16 protein-coding genes are annotated in these 18,254 nt (G+C 43.7%); 8 read left to right on the forward strand and 8 right to left on the reverse strand.

The window, feature by feature from the left end; translation table 11 throughout:
• Positions 1-41 precede the first annotated feature (41 nt).
• On the reverse strand, positions 42-1,028 hold the full coding sequence (locus ABDK00_RS13580; protein ID WP_346236853.1) for a hypothetical protein: 987 nt from the start codon (positions 1,026-1,028) through the stop codon (positions 42-44).
• A gap of 129 nt (positions 1,029-1,157) precedes the next feature.
• Between ABDK00_RS13580 and ABDK00_RS13585 the strand changes: the two genes are divergently transcribed.
• The 5 genes from ABDK00_RS13585 (at position 1,158) to ABDK00_RS13605 (ending at position 5,576) form a co-directional block, all read left to right on the forward strand.
• Positions 1,158-1,775: a hypothetical protein gene (locus ABDK00_RS13585; protein WP_346236852.1), complete on the forward strand. Its 618-nt coding sequence runs from the start codon at positions 1,158-1,160 to the stop codon at positions 1,773-1,775.
• A gap of 125 nt (positions 1,776-1,900) precedes the next feature.
• A complete protein-coding gene (locus ABDK00_RS13590) occupies positions 1,901-3,178 on the forward strand; it encodes an ABC transporter permease (protein WP_346236851.1) in 1,278 nt (425 codons plus the stop codon).
• A gap of 170 nt (positions 3,179-3,348) precedes the next feature.
• On the forward strand, positions 3,349-4,257 hold the full coding sequence (gene accD, locus ABDK00_RS13595; protein WP_346236850.1) for an acetyl-CoA carboxylase, carboxyltransferase subunit beta: 909 nt from the start codon (positions 3,349-3,351) through the stop codon (positions 4,255-4,257).
• Positions 4,258-4,356: 99 nt separating this feature from the next.
• On the forward strand, positions 4,357-4,803 hold the full coding sequence (smpB, locus tag ABDK00_RS13600; protein ID WP_346236849.1) for an SsrA-binding protein SmpB: 447 nt from the start codon (positions 4,357-4,359) through the stop codon (positions 4,801-4,803).
• Between the two features lie 38 nt (positions 4,804-4,841).
• Positions 4,842-5,576, forward strand: coding sequence for a DUF481 domain-containing protein (locus tag ABDK00_RS13605; protein ID WP_346236848.1), 735 nt, complete (start codon positions 4,842-4,844; stop codon positions 5,574-5,576).
• Positions 5,577-5,596: 20 nt separating this feature from the next.
• Here ABDK00_RS13605 and ABDK00_RS13610 read toward each other — a convergent pair whose 3' ends face one another.
• The 6 genes from ABDK00_RS13610 to ABDK00_RS13635 form a co-directional block, all read right to left on the reverse strand.
• Positions 5,597-6,244, reverse strand: coding sequence for an MgtC/SapB family protein (locus tag ABDK00_RS13610; RefSeq protein ID WP_346236847.1), 648 nt, complete (start codon positions 6,242-6,244; stop codon positions 5,597-5,599).
• Between the two features lie 105 nt (positions 6,245-6,349).
• On the reverse strand, positions 6,350-8,869 hold the full coding sequence (locus tag ABDK00_RS13615; protein ID WP_346236846.1) for a DNA gyrase/topoisomerase IV subunit A: 2,520 nt from the start codon (positions 8,867-8,869) through the stop codon (positions 6,350-6,352).
• Positions 8,866-9,243: a DUF4260 domain-containing protein gene (locus ABDK00_RS13620; RefSeq protein ID WP_346236845.1), complete on the reverse strand. Its 378-nt coding sequence runs from the start codon at positions 9,241-9,243 to the stop codon at positions 8,866-8,868. Before ABDK00_RS13620 ends, ABDK00_RS13615 begins: the two co-directional genes overlap by 4 nt.
• A complete protein-coding gene (locus ABDK00_RS13625) occupies positions 9,240-10,094 on the reverse strand; it encodes a DUF1835 domain-containing protein (RefSeq protein WP_346236844.1) in 855 nt (284 codons plus the stop codon). The genes ABDK00_RS13620 and ABDK00_RS13625 overlap by 4 nt, the downstream gene beginning before the upstream one ends.
• Before the next feature lie 28 nt (positions 10,095-10,122).
• On the reverse strand, positions 10,123-10,806 hold the full coding sequence (locus tag ABDK00_RS13630) for a class I SAM-dependent methyltransferase (RefSeq protein ID WP_346236843.1): 684 nt from the start codon (positions 10,804-10,806) through the stop codon (positions 10,123-10,125).
• Between the two features lie 63 nt (positions 10,807-10,869).
• Positions 10,870-12,813 (reverse strand): DNA topoisomerase IV subunit B, encoded by a 1,944-nt coding sequence (locus tag ABDK00_RS13635; protein WP_346236842.1) that lies wholly within the window; start codon positions 12,811-12,813, stop codon positions 10,870-10,872.
• Positions 12,814-12,889: 76 nt separating this feature from the next.
• Here ABDK00_RS13635 and ABDK00_RS13640 point away from each other — a divergent pair, with 76 nt between their 5' ends.
• Positions 12,890-13,507 carry a hypothetical protein gene (locus tag ABDK00_RS13640; protein WP_346236841.1) on the forward strand — a complete coding sequence of 206 codons (618 nt, stop codon included), beginning with the start codon at positions 12,890-12,892 and terminating at the stop codon, positions 13,505-13,507.
• Between the two features lie 197 nt (positions 13,508-13,704).
• Here ABDK00_RS13640 and tnpA read toward each other — a convergent pair whose 3' ends face one another.
• Complete coding sequence (gene tnpA, locus ABDK00_RS13645) at positions 13,705-14,166, reverse strand: IS200/IS605 family transposase (RefSeq protein ID WP_346236840.1); 462 nt, start codon at positions 14,164-14,166, stop codon at positions 13,705-13,707.
• Positions 14,167-14,574: 408 nt separating this feature from the next.
• Between tnpA and ABDK00_RS13650 the strand changes: the two genes are divergently transcribed.
• A complete protein-coding gene (locus ABDK00_RS13650; RefSeq protein ID WP_346236839.1) occupies positions 14,575-15,558 on the forward strand; it encodes a bestrophin family protein in 984 nt (327 codons plus the stop codon).
• Between the two features lie 284 nt (positions 15,559-15,842).
• A complete protein-coding gene (locus ABDK00_RS13655; RefSeq protein ID WP_346236838.1) occupies positions 15,843-18,197 on the forward strand; it encodes a 3-hydroxyacyl-CoA dehydrogenase/enoyl-CoA hydratase family protein in 2,355 nt (784 codons plus the stop codon).
• Positions 18,198-18,254: the final 57 nt, after the last annotated feature.

Genomic DNA, 18,254 nt, shown 5'->3' on the forward strand with positions numbered 1-18,254 from the left:
ATCAGGTTATCTATTCGTTCGGAGCAATCCGGCAACCGATACTATTTATAAAATTTAGATTTGAATTCTTCCACATGATGTTTCAAAAACGTATCAATGGCCAACTCCACCCCTTTTTGGTATTTGTCCGCATCGGCAGGAACAATTGCTGCTTTGGATGACGCTTTGTTTTTTGCACTATATACGGTTCCAAATGCTGTACTGGTGCCCCAATTATCGTAATCAGAATCGACATAATTCGTTATTTTTTCTTCCTTAATAACACCATCGATATCCAAGTCCTTTTTTAAAATTCCCTGATATTCGGCTAAGGGGGAACCGCCAATTTTGTTTCGTCCAACTATAAAATGCGCGATCGTATTCTTGTCTGACAAAACCAGATTGGTTTTAGCGACTACATTAGCTCCTACGCCGCTTTTATTAGAACCTCTTGTTTCAACAAATGCGACGTGCAAATCAACACGAACAACAGCTGCATCATTAAGTTCTTTTGAAAGCTTTGTAGTATTGATACCCGAACCTTTTTCGTTGTAGAAAAATCCGACGTTTTGCGGATGAACCGTAATGGCGCCTTCTACAGACGCAGAAGGAGTCATTTTTAAATTCGTACTAAACTTATAGTTCTTATAATAATCAGTATTTTTTGCAGCGTCTGCATTCATTACGTTAAAACCTTTCGATTTTAAATCTGATACAAAATCAGCATACACTTTATCGGTAATATTTTGGAGGGTTTCTTCGGAAATATCCAGACCTACAGCAAGCGAAGCTTTGGCTGCTCCCATCACTTTTCCATATAATCCAGAACCGCCCTTTTTAGAAGCAGATTTCTCGCTATACACCTGATAGTGCACCGCAAAATCATCGATAAACACATTTTTATTATCGAATTGGGGCCTCTCCAAACTTTTCGGGCCACCTTTTCCGGGACTAAAATCACCCAGCGTTTGTGCGGCAGTTGGAGCAACTTCCAATAACAATAAAACGGCAGCAAAAACAGCAGTTAGTTTCGGTAGATTTTTATTCATGGTTTAAGTATTAAATTTATACAAATTTGACATAAGATTTAGTTTTATACAATAAGGCAGATGCCGTATTGTGATCGATGGCCGCGCCGTCTAATTTTGAATAAACAAACTGCTAAAATTCTGAGGTGGATGAGAACTAAAAAAACTGCGCTTTATACTCACTATGCCTGGCGTGCAGAGCCGCTGGTTTTTATAGCGTTTACGCTGCTTTCCATCCTGAATCAAAAAACAACCATTTTTTACATTATTTACTTGTTTTGGTGGACGGAACTTTTGCATTTACTCATTGGCCGTTTTTTCCTTCGAAAACAATGGCGCGCAGCCTCCGGCCCCAAAACACAGCAACCATCTATGTTTAACCATCTTTTTCTGATGGGCATTTATTGGGTATTTATTATTGTCTTCTTTGGGCTGATGGCCAACTGGCGCAATGAAGACATTATGATGGTAAATTTTGAAGTGTTGTTGTTTCGCAATCTTTTTTTCAATCTCAACCTGGCGTATATAATCATGGTGCGAATAGGCTATTGTAAAACGCTCACCGACCTGCCGCCGACGCCGTCTCTTTTTACGACAGGTATGATCATCCTTCATATTTCCGTCATAGTCGGGGGCATCCTGATGTTTTTTGTTGTAAAAAAATTCCCCGAAATCTTTACGCCAGAAAACCTTTGGGGATCTGCGATTATCATTGCGCCGTTTTTAGCGTTGAGGCTACTTATAGGCCGCCGCTTGACGGAAAAATAGAGTTGGGCTAACCCTAATTTAGCCGAACAAGAAATTATTACAACATCGTTCCCATACAATTATCGACTGGCATCAGACAAAAAATTTTGATTATTCTGTTTTATGCCTTTAGCTTTATATGAAGCATGAAATTTCGCGACACATTTCTTCTGGCTTTTAGAACCGTAAAAGGCAATACTTTGCGCACCGCGCTTACCGTTGCGATCATCGCCTTTGGTATAATGGCATTGATAGGCATCATCACCGCCATTAAAGCCATGAACCAAAAATTTACTGAAAGTTTTTCGAGCATGGGCGCCAACGCTTTCACCATTCGCTTCAAAGAGCGGAACGTGCGTTTTGGCGGTGGCGGCGGCGAACTCAAAGTTTCCAAAAAAGGGAAAAAGGAAAAAAAGTCCAACCTCGGGAAGCATATTACGAGGGATGAAGCGGAGTATTTTATTAATAATTATCATTTTCCGGGCGCGGTTGCAGGCGTCTCGGTGTTTGGCCAGCGAAGCAACACCGTTTCCTTTGGTGACAAAAAAACCAGTCCGAACGTCATGATGTTTGGCGGTGATGAAAAATATCTCGACCTCAACGGTTACACGCTGCTCAGCGGCCGAAACCTGACATTGAAAGAGGTAAGAAGCGGCCAGAATGTTTGCATTGTAGGTTTTGATGTTGCCAAAAAATTCTTTAACGAAGCGCCCGAGCGCGCGGTGGGAAAAACATTGCGGCTTAACAACCTGCCTTATTTGGTCTTAGGCGTTTTAGACAGCCGTGGCTCCACCTTTGGATTCAGCCGCGATAATATGGCCATCATCGGATATCGGAATATGGCCAAAAATTTTTCTGGCAGCAATGCGTCGTATGTACTTGCGGTCAAAGTTGACGATATCAATAAGATGAACGAAGCTATGGGCGAGGCGGAAGCGCTGTTTCGGGGTGTAAGAAAAATCAATATAACAGAAGAAAGTAATTTTGTTTTGGACAAAAGCGATAGCATTGTGGAGCAGGCCATGAACAGCCTGAGTTTCCTTACCATTTCGGCAACCGTTATCGGACTTATCACTTTGATTGGCGCGGCGATCGGCCTTATGAATATTATGCTGGTAAGCGTTGCCGAGCGCACCAAAGAGGTGGGGCTTGTGAAAGCCATCGGCGGCAAAAGCTCGGTTGTCAAAAAGCAATTTCTGCTGGAAGCGGTTATAATCAGCGTTTTAGGCGCTTTATTAGGCATTGTGCTGGGCATTGCCGTGGGCAACAGCTTTGCGATCATACTGGGAACCGGATTCGTTGTGCCCTGGGGTTGGGTTTTTTATGGCATTGTCATTTGTAGTGTGGTAGGACTGCTCGCGGGCCTGTATCCGGCGGTAAAAGCTGGAAAGCTCAACCCCATTGAAGCGCTGCGATACGAATAAAATGGCCGAAGGCAGCGCTTTTTTGGCTGAACACCGTTTTTTGAAAAACCTGGCCGTCGATGCTTTGAAAACCGGCGAATTATCGCCGCTCCGAAAATATTTAGCATCCAAGAGGCATCTGTAACACAATCCTTATATTTGTACCTTATCTAAAATATATTCATCTACTTATGGCTGAGGAGATAGAAGATTTTGATGCCGATCTGGCCGGCGAACAAGGTAAAGATCAAAAAACCGGCTGGTTTCGCAGGATCAAAAAAGGAATATTAACAAAGACGTCTGAAAAAAGGGAAACGCAGGAAGGCCTGTGGACCAAATGCCCCGAATGTAATTATATATCTACGTTTACCGAGCTGCGGGAACAACTCTATGTTTGCCCCAAATGCAGCTACCATCATCGTTTGAACAGCTTTCAATACTATGAAGTACTGTTCGATAATAACGAATATGAAGAACTGTTCACCAACATTAAAAGTAAAGACTTGTTGGGTTTCACGGATTTGAAACCCTATAAAAAACGTTTGGAAGATATTTGGTCGAACAGCAGCCTCAACGATTCGGTTCGTGTGGCAGTGGGAAAAGTGGATGGCGAACAGATCGTTATCGCCTGTATGGATTTTGAATTTATCGGCGGTTCGCTGGGAAGCGTTATGGGTGAAAAATTCGCACGAGCGGTGGATTATTGCATCAAGCACAAGCTGCCTTACATGATGATCAATAAAAGTGGCGGCGCCAGGATGATGGAGAGTGCATTTTCACTCATGCAAATGGCCAAAACCAGTGGCAAGCTTTCCCAGCTGAGCGACGCAAAACTACCCTACATTTCATTACTTACCGATCCTACCTTTGGCGGCGTTTCGGCCTCTTTTGCCATGCTTGGCGATCTAAACATTGCCGAACCCGGCGCTCTTATTGGGTTTGCGGGGCCACGCGTTATCAAAGAAACAATAAAAAAAGACCTTCCCGAAGGGTTTCAACGCAGCGAGTTTTTGCTCGAACACGGTTTCCTTGATTTCATCGTCAACAGGAAAGAATTAAAAGAAAAAATCGGAACCGTCATCAGGTTATTTCGAAATTAAGGCTGCGAATTGAAAGTTTGTAAGCCGGCAGCGACCGGCTCGTTTTTGCTTTTTGGCAAGTTCAACTTTTAGCGCTTTAACCTGTTTAATTAATTAAACTTGGCATCTCCAATTTCCATAAAAAACAGATCGGCTTTCCATGAGTATTTTATTGATGATACTTATGTGGCGGGCATGGTTTTATTAGGCACCGAAGTGAAATCTTTGCGTGAAGGAAGGGCCAGTTTTAATGACAGCTATTGCATTATTCATAAGGGCGAATTATGGCTAAAAAGCCTTCACATATCGCCTTATTCGCATGGCACAGTGAACAACCACGACGCAGACAGGGATAAAAAACTGCTGCTGCAAAAAAGAGAAATCAAAAAAATACAGGCGAAATTGAAGGAGAAGGGGTTTACATTAGTGCCTCTTAAAATCTTCATGACCGACCGGAATTTTATTAAAATAGAAATAGGCCTCGGCAAAGGCAAAAAGCTTTACGACAAACGTGAAAGCATCAAACAAAAAGATGTGGAACGCGAAATGAAAAGGTTTCTGAAGTAACCAGACGGTAAGGCTTGCCCGGCCTCAGCGAACATCCCATGAAGTTTTTTTTACCCATAGTTTTTATTACACTGATATTTCCACTGGCGGCGTGCGCGCAATTTACCGACAGTACAACAAAGTTTTTGAAACTGGCAGCCGGCGGTTCTATCAATAAAACAAAAAACGGCTCTAACTACTTGTTCAATAATAACGTTCAGTATAATATCAAAAAGAAAAGGACCGTTTTAAATTCGTCCGGCAGCTGGATCTATGGCATGTCGCCCGAACGATTAACGAACAACGATTTCACAATCACCAGCAACGTCAACCTCTACCGGCATTTTCCCGAATTTTACTATTGGGGTATTTTAAATTATACCACCAGCTATTCGCTAAATATCAAGCACCAGGGACAGGCAGGTGTTGGCGTGGCTTATAATTTTATCAACCAACCTAATTTGTGGCTCAATATCAGCGACGGATTTATCGGAGAACTGAGCCGCATTATACAGGGCGACACCGCTCTCATCAATTACCAAACCATTAGAAATTCGTTCCGGGTGCAATTCATGTTCAAACTGGGAAACCGCTTCACTTTTAAAACGGGAAATCTCTTCCAGCCTTCGCTCGAGTATATCAGCGACCATATTCTTTCAAGCGACTCTGAATTTACTTATCAATTATGGAAAGGCCTGAACCTCAACACCAGACTGCTGTATAATAAAAACAGCAGAACAGAAAAGGAAAATCTGATTTTGACTTATGGAATGGGGTTTGAAAAATACTTCTAACCGGGGGTTCAATAACAATATCAAAGTTCAAATTCGATAATTTGCTTTTCATTAATCAGAAAATCTTCAAAAAGCTTCAGTTTGCTGGTGCGCACCGTGATATCAAAATAAATAAAAAGATGCTCGCCCCGCGCAATTAGTTTTCTTTCTTCAATTTTCACCAGCATGGCTTTCATTTGTTTCAGAAGTTGCTTCCTGCTCTCAGCTTCAGTCTTGGAAAGGGAGATCATTAACATCCGGCTTAGTTTGTAACTCGGAAAAAAACGGTTGACGATACTGCCAAAATAAATAAGCATCAAGGCAACGCCCAAGAAAATCAGAGCGAGGTAAACTTCTCCGAAACCAATCGTCATGCCTACAGCACTTGCCAACCAAATAACACTGGCCGTGGTTAATCCACTTACATTCACACCATCTTTAAAAATGACGCCTGCACCTAAAAAACCGATCCCGCTAACGATATAGGATGCAATGCGCGTAGCCTCTCCATTGGGCTGGCCTAAGTTGTAAGAGACAATCGCAAACAGGGCTGATCCGAGGGTAATCAGCGATATGGTTTTAAGTCCGGCGGCCTTGTCTTTCATTTCGCGCTCAAGGCCCAAAACAACGCCCGCGCCCAATGCGATCACCGCTTTATACAAATCATTGATATCCCAGTATTCAAACATATCAGGATTTTTTTTTAACAGACCAGCGCCCACACCAAAGTTGGTAAATAAAGCAAGCGCTACCTTTTTAAAATACGGCGAAAAATGCGTGCCAACTTTCAGGAGTTACTCAAAAAGCTCTTGTTGCGGCGACTCATTTTCTTTTATATCCACCCATTCCATCGCCACACTTTTACTGTAATCGGTCAACTTAGCGCCAACGGCTTTCCAGCCCATAACGTCGGTAAACTTGGCGAGCTTAAATTTCGCGCTTCTTACCTGGTCGCCTCGCCCGCTTTTCACCTGCAACACCGGCTCTGCGGCGGTTGTAGCTTGCTCCAGGTAATTGCCGTCTCCTTCTTTTATGAACAAAAACTTATTCTTTAGTGTACTGGTTTCAATTTTAAAACGCTTTACGTTGAACTGCAGTTGCTTCATGTCGACGTAGACGGCAGTAATTATTTTTTCCGGATCGAACCTTTCGATCAACAATACTTTTTCAGGATCAAACTTTTGCGTCATTTCCTGATCGGTAATTTCATAATAGCCATCGTTGTAAATTATCAGCAATTGATCGGCCGGTTCAAACATACCAAGATAAGCGCCTTTTTCATCCGTGTTTAAACGGCCGAATTTGTCGTCGAACCATAGCTTCTTTCCACTCAACGTCGCCCGACCCGCCTCTTTAAACTTCACCGATTTTAGGGCATATTTGCTGACCTGGTTCCCCATGCTCCCACGGCCCTTAATAGCAAGCTCCTCAAAATAAAAATCAAATTCCTTAATGCGTGCCGAACTATTGGGACTGAGTAAAATCTTCACAACTTCCGCCTCTCCGTTTGGATTGACGGTAAAATAATGCACTTTACTTTTAGGGTCGCCTTTGGTAAGATCATATTCTTTGTCGCGCGTAACCGCGGTCACGTTAAAACGCTTTGCGTAACTCACGCCAGTCTTTCCGTCTGCATAAATCATGTTGTAAGTAGTGCGGTCATCACCCTTTAAGAACACCGCAGCATGGATAATATCCTTTCCTACAAAAGTCTTATCTGCAATTTTGATGACTTTCATGGTACCACGCTTGGTAAATACAATGATATCGTCCAGGTCAGAACATTCAAAAAGCAACTCGTCTTTCTTAAGGCTCGTTCCGATAAAACCACCGGAGCGGTCAGCAAATAATTTCGTATTCGCAATGGTTACATGCTTGGCTTCGATAATTTCAAATTGCCTGATTTCAGTTTTTCGTTCCCGGCCTTTACCAAATTTCTTTAATAGATTTTCAAAATAAGCAACCGCGTACTCCACCAAATGATCCAGGTCGAATTGTACCTGCTTGATCTCCCCTTCCAGGTTTTTGATTTGCTCGTTAAGCTCATCAATATCCAAACGGTAAATGCGCCTAACGGGTTTTTCAGTTAGTTTCAGGATATCTTCCCGTGTCACTTCGCGTTTCAGCTTTTTCTTGAACGGGTCAAACGCCTTATCAATCGCGGCTATTACTTTGTCCCAAGTGTCGTGCTTCTTTTCGAGCTCCTTATAAATTTTTTCTTCAAAGAATATTTTTTCGAGCGATGTATAATGCCATTTTTCGTTCAGTTCCCCGAGCTTAATCTGAAGTTCACGCTGTAGCAGGTCTTTAGTATTATCAGCGGAAATTTTCAAGAGATCCTGCACCGTCAAAAATCTTGGCTTTTGATCTACGATCACGCAAGCGTTGGGCGAAATAGAAATTTCGCAATTAGTAAATTTATAGAGCGCGTCGATCGTTATATCCGAGGAAATACCTGTAGCCAAATCGACCTGTATTTCTACGTTTGCGGCCGTGTTGTCGGTTACTTTTTTTATTTTGATTTTGCCTTGGTCATTTGCTTTTACGATCGACTCAATCAACTGATCGGTAGTAACACCATAGGGCACGCTTTTTATTAATAAAGTTTTCTTATCTAACTCTTCGATATGGGCGCGCACTTTTACTTTTCCGCCGCGCTTGCCCTGGTTGTAATCGGCCACATCAATCATCCCGCCCGTCTGAAAATCGGGGTACAGCTCAAACTTCCGCCCTTTCAAATATTTGATCGAAGCTTCGATCAGTTCACAAAAATTATGAGGTAATATTTTTGTTGAAAGGCCAACCGCAATCCCTTCAGCGCCCTGCGCCAGCAACAGCGGAAATTTCATCGGCAGTGTTACGGGCTCATTATTACGGCCGTCATAACTAAGTTGCCAATCGGTCGTTTTTGCATTAAAAGCCACTTCCAGCGCAAATTTGCTGAGACGGGCTTCGATATACCTTGACGCAGCCGCGTCATCGCCGGTCTCCACGTTTCCCCAGTTACCCTGCGTGTCAATCAGCAGGTCTTTCTGACCCATGTTCACAAGCGCATCGCGGATGCTCATATCGCCATGCGGGTGATAGGACATGGTTTGACCGACAATATTGGCCACTTTATGCAAACGCCCGTCGTCCATCTGTTTCATGGAATGCAGGATACGCCGCTGCACCGGCTTCAAGCCATCCTCAATCGCCGGCACCGCACGTTCTAAAATTACATAAGAAGCGTAATCGAGAAACCAGGTTTTAAACTGGCCCTGTAGCCCGCTTCCGTCGCTATGTTCTATATTATCTACAATTTCTTCTTTCATTCTGATTCGTTCTCTCTTAATTTATTTTTTCCAATGATTCCCAAATGTGTAAACGCAAATCCCTTTCTGTATTTCAAACCGTATCCAAATAGCCGATCCAGCGAAGCGTGTCCGAAAAGCACCATACCTATTTGCTGCATCCAGATATTATTAAAATAAACCCCTCCTATAAAAATTACTACAGCTACGCCTTTATGATGAAAAAGATTATACATAAAAGCGCCAACGTTATTATTAATTAAATATCCCAACATGCTCACATCGGGGCCCAATAGCAGCAGCAAGTACCAGAACCAAGCTGCATCGCTATTCCACAACAGCAATGCGCTCAACAATAGCATACCCAGCTCTTCCAGTTTTAAGATCGCGCTCATGATGGTTCTGCTTCCTTTTCGGCCGAAGCCACCGACCGCTTTTCCGATGAATTTAATTTGATATCAAACGATTTCCAGTCCTTATGAATATCGCCTTCCGCGATTAGCGCCTCTTTTTCGATCAGCTTTTTGATACGCCACATTATAAAAACATCCCCGGTTTTTATTTTCATTCGATGCAAAGTGTTTTGTAACACGCGCGACACTTTTTGCCAGTCGGCGGTAACATGCTTCAATATCTCTGCATCATAAAAATCGTTCCCTCTGCTTACAATTTTTTTTCCGCCTTCAAGCACCCTAACCATGGCATCTTCCTGCGCAAGTTTCGCCCACTCATCCGGGTCAACCTCAAATTCACTCAGCGTGATGGGGCGGGCCAGCTTTTTCGCTTTTAGGAATTCGGAGGGCCGGATTTCGCTTAACCATGAGGGATAAAATATCTGTCCCTTTTCATTAATAAACGGCAAATTGTTCAGATACAAAACCATCACCCTGCCCTGAAACTCCCGCAGTTGGGGCATTAGCCAATAATAACCGCATACGTCATGCTGGTTTTGCCCCATCCAAATCCAAACCGTTTCAGTCTCGTCTTCTTCAAGCGCTTTAATAAGGTGATGCACCGCTAATTTATCATCAACATTATCCGCTTGATCTTTGTAGGGAGATCCTTCCAACAACTTTTCCCACCACTCTTTCCTGGCCTGGTAACCCTCGGTCTCGTAAATATTCGCTACCGGGCCTACCGCATAATCATCTTTTATCTGAATAATGCGCCCCGCAAGACTTTCATCCAGCGCCTGCACCTGCTGCATCAATTCTACTTCAACTTCATTAAAAACTATATGTATCATTCTTATAAATTAACGGGTTTATCCCATCCTATTTTTTAATTTTTACCGCCAAAAAAAGATAGTTGTTGGCGGCGGCAATCACTTCATATTGAATATAAAAACTATCCGCAAATATCTGAAAAGCCCTGAACTCGTGGGTGGGCACAGCAAACTCGTCAAACATGATAATATCACCATCGTTCAAAAACCGGTACAATTGCGACAATACAAAGATGGTCGCTGAAAAAAGATCCGCATCCATATGAATCAACTTCCGGTTGCCGCGTTTATATTGATCAAGAAAAGGGAGCAACGTATCCTGAAACAAACCTTTATAAAAAGTGGCGCGAATGTCGGTAACACCAATTGATTCAAGCGTTGCAGCCATCGCTCCTTTCTCAAACGCCCCAAAAGCCTCCGGCAAGCCTTCAAAAGTGTCGAACCCAAAAAACCGGGAAGCCTCGTTCGTTTGATGTTGCAACCACCAACGAAAAGACGCACCGGAAGAAACGCCAAACTCCATGTAGTCGACAGGGCCTTTGTTTAAACCTTCGTTTTGCAAAATGCTCTCATACAAATGGATGCGCCTGCTATAATCCCAGTTTTGCTGATACCAGTCGTTGTAGCCCGTCACCACATTTGCCTGCCGCCATTTGCTCAATTTGCTCATATAAGCCAGGTTCAGCAAGCCTCCTTCCAAAGGATCTGCCATTCGGTGCAGATTCCATTTCATGAAAAGCGATTTGGATTTCCTTATTAGGTCTATCTTTTTCAAGGATGCGGTTTTACAGTTTATTTACGCTACGGCCTTCTCTTTTACATTCAATTCATTCGCGGCTTCCGCATCCGCCGATTCTTCTTTATCAATTTCCACTACCAGGTTGTTGATGATAAATTCCTGTCGCTCCATTGTATTTTTCCCCATATAATACTCCAGCAACTGCTGAATGTGGTCGCCATGTTCAAGGCGCATCAATTGTTTGCGCATATCGGCGCCGATAAATTGGGCAAACTCGTCGGGGCTGATTTCGCCTAATCCTTTAAATCGGGTCACCTCAGGTTTTCCTGAAAGTTTTTTAATCGCATTCCTTTTCTCCGTCTCGTTATAACAGTAAATCGTTTCCTTTTTGTCGCGCACACGAAACAAAGGCGTTTCCAACACATAAATTTTTTCCTGTTTAACCAGATCCGGGAAAAATTGCAGGAAGAAAGTCATGATGAGCAGCCGGATATGCATGCCATCCACATCGGCATCCGTAGCAATTACGATATTGTTGAACCGCAAGCCTTCCATACCTTCCTCTATATTCAACGCGTGCTGCAATAGATTGAACTCTTCATTCTCGTACACCACTTTTTTGGTCAGCCCGAAACAATTCAAGGGCTTTCCGCGCAGGCTAAATACAGCCTGGGTTTCAACATTCCTTGCTTTGGTGATCGACCCGCTCGCACTGTCTCCCTCCGTTATAAAAATGGTCGTTTCATTTTGTTTTTCTACAAATTCTTCCCTGTTTTTTGCAGGCGCATCGTCGTTGAGGTGAAAACGGCAATCACGTAGTTTTTTATTATGAAGGTTGGCTTTTTTGGCGCGCTCATTGGCCAGCTTTTTTATACCCGCCAGATCCTTTCTTTCGCGCTCGCTTTGTTCAATCCGCTTTTTTAAGGCGTCGGCTACCGCCGGATGTTTGTGCAGGTAATTATCTAATTCTCTGGCAAAAAAATCACCTACAAACTGGCGCATACTGGGCCCATTAACGTCCACATTCTGCGAACCGAGTTTTGTTTTGGTCTGGCTTTCAAACACCGGCTCCACTACGCGCACACTTACCGCAGCGACAATACCTGTTCTGATGTCCGACGTTTCATAATCCTTTTTATAAAACTCTCGCACGGTTTTCACAAACGCCTCCCGAAAAGCCTGCTGGTGAGTACCGCCCTGCGTTGTGTGCTGCCCGTTGACAAAACTATACAGCTCCTCACCATAATCGTTGCCATGAGTAATGGCCACTTCGATGTCATTCCCTTTTAAATGAATGATGGGATAACGAATCTCATCCGGATTGGTTTTGCGTTCTAACAAATCGAGCAACCCATTTCTGCTGATATACGATTTGCCATTGAACACAATTTTTAATCCCGCATTCAAAAAACAATAATTCCAGATCAGGTTTTCCAGAAACTCATGGTGGAACTTAAAGTTTTTGAAAATAGTATCGTCAGGTATAAAGGTGACCATCGTACCATTGCCCTCATTCGTTTTTCCCTCTTTGTGTTCTTTCACCAAAACACCTCTTTCAAACTCCGCTATCTTTTCTTTTTGCTCGCGAACGGAAACAACTTTGAAATGATTACTGAGCGCATTAACTGCTTTTGTACCCACTCCGTTTAGGCCCACAGATTTCTGGAACGCGCGGCTGTCGTACTTCGCACCAGTATTGATCTTACTCACCACGTCTACCACTTTTCCCAAAGGAATCCCTCGGCCATAATCGCGTACGGTTACCGTTTTTCCCTCGATCGAAAGCTCAATTGTCTTCCCATACCCCATTGTGTATTCGTCGATACAGTTGTCCATCACCTCTTTGACCAATACATAAATACCATCGTCCGGGCTGCTGCCATCACCTAATTTACCAATGTACATACCCGGTCGCAGCCTGATATGTTCTTTCCAGTCGAGACTTTTAATACTGTCTTCGTCGTAATTATTTACCTGGGTATCAATCTTTTCCTTGGCCATTTATCAATTCCTTTTTTAATTTTTTGGGCGTATCCCGCCGATGGCGGGTCGGGCTGTTCGCTTCAATCTTTTTGCGATGCAAAAAGGATTTACGCTGCCATCCCTTACGCATCCCGGCTTGCCGTGCAAACAGGGAATTCACGAAACACGCAAATATAATAAAACTCAATACCTCCGGCTTTTTGAAATTTTCACACCCTGTGCAGAAAATGTCGCCTGGGCATTTTTATTTCGCCCCCGATGGGGGCTATTGATATTTCGCCCCGATGGGGCTGGGTTTGATTGCAAACTTGATATTTCCGGGTTGAATGTCATACCGCCTCGATGGGGGCTATTGATATTTCGCCCCGATGGGGCTGGGTTTGATTGTAAACTTGATATTTTCGGGTTGAATGTCATACCGCCCCGATGGGGGCTATTGTCATACCGCCCCGACGGGGCTGGGTTTGATTGCAAACTTGATATTTTCGGGTTGAATGTCATTTCGCCCCGATGGGGCTATTGTTCTTTCGCCCCCGACGGGGCTGGGTTTGATTGTAAACTTGATATTTTCGGGTTGAATGTCATTTCGCCCCGACGGGAGCTATTGTCATACCGCCCCGATGGGGCTGGGTTTAAACGCCAACCACTGATAATGCGCGTCACCGTATTTCCCAACGCGAATTATTATTATTATTTCAACCGGACTGAATGAATTGCAAATATTTAATTTGAGGTTTGTCGCAGGATGGCCACCTTTTTACGTTATCTCCCTATGCTCCGGAGGAGCATTAGAATAATAATAAACAAAAAAATACACATACTTCAGCTCCGTAGGAGCGTCATCATAATAACATGCATGCGCGCGCCCAAGCTCCGTAGGAGCGATATCCTCTACAACAATAATAATGATTACTCAATCCACTCGAAAAGGTATCGATCCTCGTATGGAACATTAAACTTCTCCAATAAGCCAGTATATTCATCGCGGAAAGTCTTACGTATATGATGTTGCTCCTGGTTGTTGATGTACCTAATTACATTGTCAAGCTGCGATTGTGCATAAGAAAAAGCACCGAAACCTTCCTGCCATTGAAATTTATCCTCAATAAATCCTTTTTCATTGATCCATTTTGAAGAACTGGCTTTAATATCTCTTACTAAATCAGAAAGCGCAATATTAGGTTTCATACTCACCAATATATGTATGTGGTCTGCCACACCTCCAATAGCATATACTTTTTGCTCGTTCTGGTTTACAATCCCGCAGATATATTTATATAGCTCATCTCTCCAGCTTTTTTCGATTAGGCATTGGCGTTTTTTTACAGAGAACACTATATGCAGGTATATTTTGGTAAAAGTGTTAGCCATAAGTCAGTATGATGTCGCCCTTACTGGGCTTGCTATGATGTTGCCCCTATGGGGCGTTAATGTTTGCAACATGCAGTTTTACATAGGAAAGACTGATGTCAAATATAACAGTTTATGATTTTTTCGCCGAAAGGCCTGTAAGGATATAGCGTTCCGGGGCAAGAAGCCGCATTTTTTATAACATGCTTTTGGCCTACCGCTCAAAAAAAACCGAATCCGGAAATAGTAAAAATCTTTACTCGCCTTAAAAAAACAAAGGTCGTTTGCCGTATTTTTATATCCGCCATTTGCCGAACAATCCGGCAATAGCACTCCATACCTAATGATTACAACAAATATTAAAATATCGAATTGCCTTTTCACCTTCCTTAACCTGCCCTCGATGCAGCCCACCTAAAAACTATATCTATGTACACGACCCGCTTTATCCGGCTACGCTATCTGGTGCCAAGCAGCTTTTACACGATCTTTGTACCGCTGATCTCAAGTACATTGGTCTATGTTCTTTTTTCGGTTCTGGGTTACACCCATCTTACACTTCCTCTTTTGCCAATTACGCTAATTGGAACCGCCGTTTCTTTTTATGTCGGTTTTAAAAATAACTCGTCTTACGATCGAATGTGGGAAGCAAGAAGAATTTGGGGTGGCATTGTTAACTCCAGCAGAATGTGGGGAACAATGGTCCTTCAATTAGTAAAAGATAAAGAGAAAAGCACTCAGCTTATTCACAGGCATATCGCCTGGTGCAACATGCTTCGGCTGCAGCTTAGGAAAAACAAGGTGTGGTCAGAGAAATATTATCAACGCTACACTTCGTCGCTGCAACGAAACCAGGAAATAAGCTTCGAGGAAAAGGTCGCTAAAATTCTTTCTAAATATGTAAGCGCAGCAGACTACACTCTCGTCAAAAACAAAGGCAACATCGCCAGCTATTTATTACACCTGCAGAATAGCGACCTCAAATTATTAAAGGATAACGGCACCATCGACGCCATGGAATACATGACTATTTGCAATATTATCCAAGAATTGTACAACCAGCAAGGCGGCTGCGAACGCATCAAGAATTATCCGTTTCCGAGGCAATATGCCGTATTTAGCCGCCTGTTCGTAGATATCTTTATGTTTATACTCCCCTTTGGGCTGATGACCGAAGTAATAAAACTGGCACCCACCGCTCCTTGGCTCATTTTTCCCGCCTGCCTCATCGTATCCTGGGTTTTTAACTGGATGGAACAAGTCGGTGACTTTAGTGAAAATCCTTTTGAAAACGCCGTGACAGATGTACCCATGTCGGCTATGTGCCGCAGCATCGGCATCGACTTGCAGGAAATGATGGGCGCAGAAGAAGTACAGGAAAGACTGCAACCCGTAAATGGCATTTTAATGTAGCAACCGCCGGGCGAAAACTTGATGTACTTCTTTTTTTAAAAAACATTTTCCAACGCATATTTTCATCCGAATTGCGTTTCCCTTTTTACCAATAAGTTGTTTCTGATCAAGCGGCAAAGCCATCATTCTTTTGCTCAAAATGGCTACCTTCATAGGAGACATTTTTTCCTTTAACGATTAAGACTTAACGAGAGCCGACCATTTTGCAACGCTGCGGAATGCCCGTAGCAACTGAATCCGGCGCTCTTAAAATCCTGGCAAGTTGAAAGCATAAACGTAAACACATGAAACGAATTATTAAAAAAGTAGCAGTTTTAGGAAGCGGGATCATGGGCTCGCGCATCGCCTGTCATTTTGCAGGAGCAGGCATAAGGGTACTACTTTTGGATATGGCGTCAGAAGGCGCCTCTAAAAATAAAATTGTAGACGAAGCATTGAAGGCAGCCGTCAAAAGCAACCCATCTCCCGTTTATACGCCGGATGTCATTAAGAACATAACAACGGGGAACTTCGATGATAACATGAAAGATATTGCCAGTTGCGATTGGGTTATAGAAGTGGTTGTAGAGCGGCTTGATATCAAGCAAAAAATATTTGACGGCGTGGAACAGTTCAGGAAACCCGGCACTTTGGTAACCAGCAACACATCCGGCATTCCCATTCACTTAATGACTGAAGGCCGTAGCGAGGATTTCAAAAAACATTTCTGCGGCACCCACTTCTTCAATCCCCCGCGATACCTTCGCCTGCTCGAAATCATTCCTACCAAAGATACAAATCAGGAGGTGATAGACTTTCTCATGCACTTTGGCGATGTGATACTTGGTAAAACCACGGTGCTTTGTAAAGACACGCCTGCCTTTATTGCAAACAGGATTGGTGTTTTCAGTATTATGTCCATCTTCTCGCTGCTCGATAAGTTAGACCTCACAATCGATGAAGTGGAGGTGTTGACAGGCCCTTTGATCGGCCGGCCGAAATCGGCGACCTTCCGAACAGCAGATGTTGTTGGCATCGACACACTTGTAAAAGTAGCGAATGGCGTATATGATAATTGTCCCAACGACGAAGCGAAAGAGACTTTTAAGATACCCGAATGGCTCAATAAACTCATTGAGAAAAAATGGTTGGGCGATAAAACAGGGCAGGGCTTTTTTAAGAAAATAAAAGGCGAAAAGGGCTCAGAAATACTAACGCTTCATCTAAAAACTTTCGAATATCAGCCGCGTGTCAAACCAAAATTTGCAACGGTTGAAGCAGCTAAATTGATAGACAACCTGCACGGCAGACTGAAAACGTTGATGCAGGGCAAAGACAAAGCCTCCGAATTTTTCAGGCAATTTCATTTCAGGCTATTCTCTTATGTCAGCCACCGCATTCCTGAGATTAGTGACGAGCTATATCGCATAGATGACGCGATGAAAGCCGGCTTCGGATGGGAAATCGGCGTATTTGAAACCTGGGATACGCTGGGCGTGGCCAAAACTACACAAGCGCTGAAAGACGCGGGCTTCAGCGTTGCCGGGTGGGTTGAAGAAATGCTTGCTGCCGGGCATGAGAGCTTCTACAAAATTGAAAAAGGCCGCACCCTTTTCTACGATATCGCTACGAAAAATTATGCGCCGGTACCTGGTGAAAACGCGTTTATCATTTTAAAAAATTATGCAGACCAACTAATCTGGAAAAACAGCAGTTGCCGGCTTTTTGATATCGGCGACAATGTAGCCGCCTTGCAGTGGAATACCAAAATGGGCACGATCGGCGGTGACGTTTTGAGCGGCATACAAACATCCATCGAGAAAGCCGAAAAGGATTTTAAAGGACTTGTCATCGCCAACGACGGCGCTAACTTTTCTGCCGGCGCTAATGTAGGCATGATCTTCATGCTGGCCGTAGAACAGGAATTTGATGAACTCGACTTTGCGGTTCGGGCTTTTCAAAATGCTATGATGCGCGTGAGGTACTCCAGTATTCCCGTGGTGGTGGCGCCTCATGGCTTGGCGCTGGGCGGCGGCTGCGAGCTTAGTTTACACAGTGATAAAATATGTGCGGCGGCTGAAACGTATACCGGACTTGTGGAAATGGGGGTTGGCGTCATCCCCGGCGGCGGCGGCACCAAAGAATTTGCCCTGCGCGCCGCTGACGAAATGCACCACGGCGAGCCAGAAAACATTACACTGCAAAATCGCTTTTTGACCATTGCTACGGCGAAAGTGGCCACTTCTGCTTTTGAAGCTTTTCATCTGGGTATTTACAGAAAAGGGCATGATGAGGTGGTGATGAACCAGGACCGCCGTATAGCAGAAGCTAAACGGAGTGTGATCGATTTATACGACAGCGGCTACGTGACGCCAGTTCAGCGTGAAGACATCAAAGTGTTAGGACGCAGTGCACTCGGCGCTTTGCTGGCAGGCATTCATGGCATGCAGCAGGGCAATTACGCCTCTGAACATGATGCGAAAATAGCGCGAAAGCTGGCCTATGTCATGTGCGGCGGCGATTTGAGCGAACCCACGCTGGTCAGTGAACAATACCTGCTGAACCTGGAGCGCGAGGCCTTCCTTTCGCTTTGCGGAGAAAGAAAAACATTGGAACGTTTGCAAGCTGTGATTAAAACAGGCAAGCCCGTGAGAAACTAATAAAACATATCCTATGCTTTGTCGATAAGTCTTCCCCTCAAGCATCAATTTTGATTT

The organism is Niabella insulisoli (genome assembly GCF_039652435.2).
Lineage (GTDB): Bacteria > Bacteroidota > Bacteroidia > Chitinophagales > Chitinophagaceae > Niabella > Niabella insulamsoli.

What these genes read in the sequence shown, in the direction of transcription:
- ABDK00_RS13580 (WP_346236853.1), bottom strand. Translation starts at nt 1,028, where the DNA reads ATGAATAAAAATCTACCGAAACTAACTGCTGTTTTTGCTGCCGTTTTA.
- ABDK00_RS13585 (WP_346236852.1), top strand. Translation starts at nt 1,158, where the DNA reads ATGAGAACTAAAAAAACTGCGCTTTATACTCACTATGCCTGGCGTGCA.
- ABDK00_RS13590 (WP_346236851.1), top strand. Translation starts at nt 1,901, where the DNA reads ATGAAATTTCGCGACACATTTCTTCTGGCTTTTAGAACCGTAAAAGGC.
- accD (WP_346236850.1), top strand. Translation starts at nt 3,349, where the DNA reads ATGGCTGAGGAGATAGAAGATTTTGATGCCGATCTGGCCGGCGAACAA.
- ABDK00_RS13605 (WP_346236848.1), top strand. Translation starts at nt 4,842, where the DNA reads ATGAAGTTTTTTTTACCCATAGTTTTTATTACACTGATATTTCCACTG.
- ABDK00_RS13610 (WP_346236847.1), bottom strand. Translation starts at nt 6,244, where the DNA reads ATGTTTGAATACTGGGATATCAATGATTTGTATAAAGCGGTGATCGCA.
- ABDK00_RS13615 (WP_346236846.1), bottom strand. Translation starts at nt 8,869, where the DNA reads ATGAAAGAAGAAATTGTAGATAATATAGAACATAGCGACGGAAGCGGG.
- ABDK00_RS13620 (WP_346236845.1), bottom strand. Translation starts at nt 9,243, where the DNA reads ATGAGCGCGATCTTAAAACTGGAAGAGCTGGGTATGCTATTGTTGAGC.
- ABDK00_RS13625 (WP_346236844.1), bottom strand. Translation starts at nt 10,094, where the DNA reads ATGATACATATAGTTTTTAATGAAGTTGAAGTAGAATTGATGCAGCAG.
- ABDK00_RS13630 (WP_346236843.1), bottom strand. Translation starts at nt 10,806, where the DNA reads ATGAAATGGAATCTGCACCGAATGGCAGATCCTTTGGAAGGAGGCTTG.
- ABDK00_RS13635 (WP_346236842.1), bottom strand. Translation starts at nt 12,813, where the DNA reads ATGGCCAAGGAAAAGATTGATACCCAGGTAAATAATTACGACGAAGAC.
- ABDK00_RS13640 (WP_346236841.1), top strand. Translation starts at nt 12,890, where the DNA reads ATGCAAAAAGGATTTACGCTGCCATCCCTTACGCATCCCGGCTTGCCG.
- tnpA (WP_346236840.1), bottom strand. Translation starts at nt 14,166, where the DNA reads ATGGCTAACACTTTTACCAAAATATACCTGCATATAGTGTTCTCTGTA.
- ABDK00_RS13650 (WP_346236839.1), top strand. Translation starts at nt 14,575, where the DNA reads ATGTACACGACCCGCTTTATCCGGCTACGCTATCTGGTGCCAAGCAGC.
- ABDK00_RS13655 (WP_346236838.1), top strand. Translation starts at nt 15,843, where the DNA reads ATGAAACGAATTATTAAAAAAGTAGCAGTTTTAGGAAGCGGGATCATG.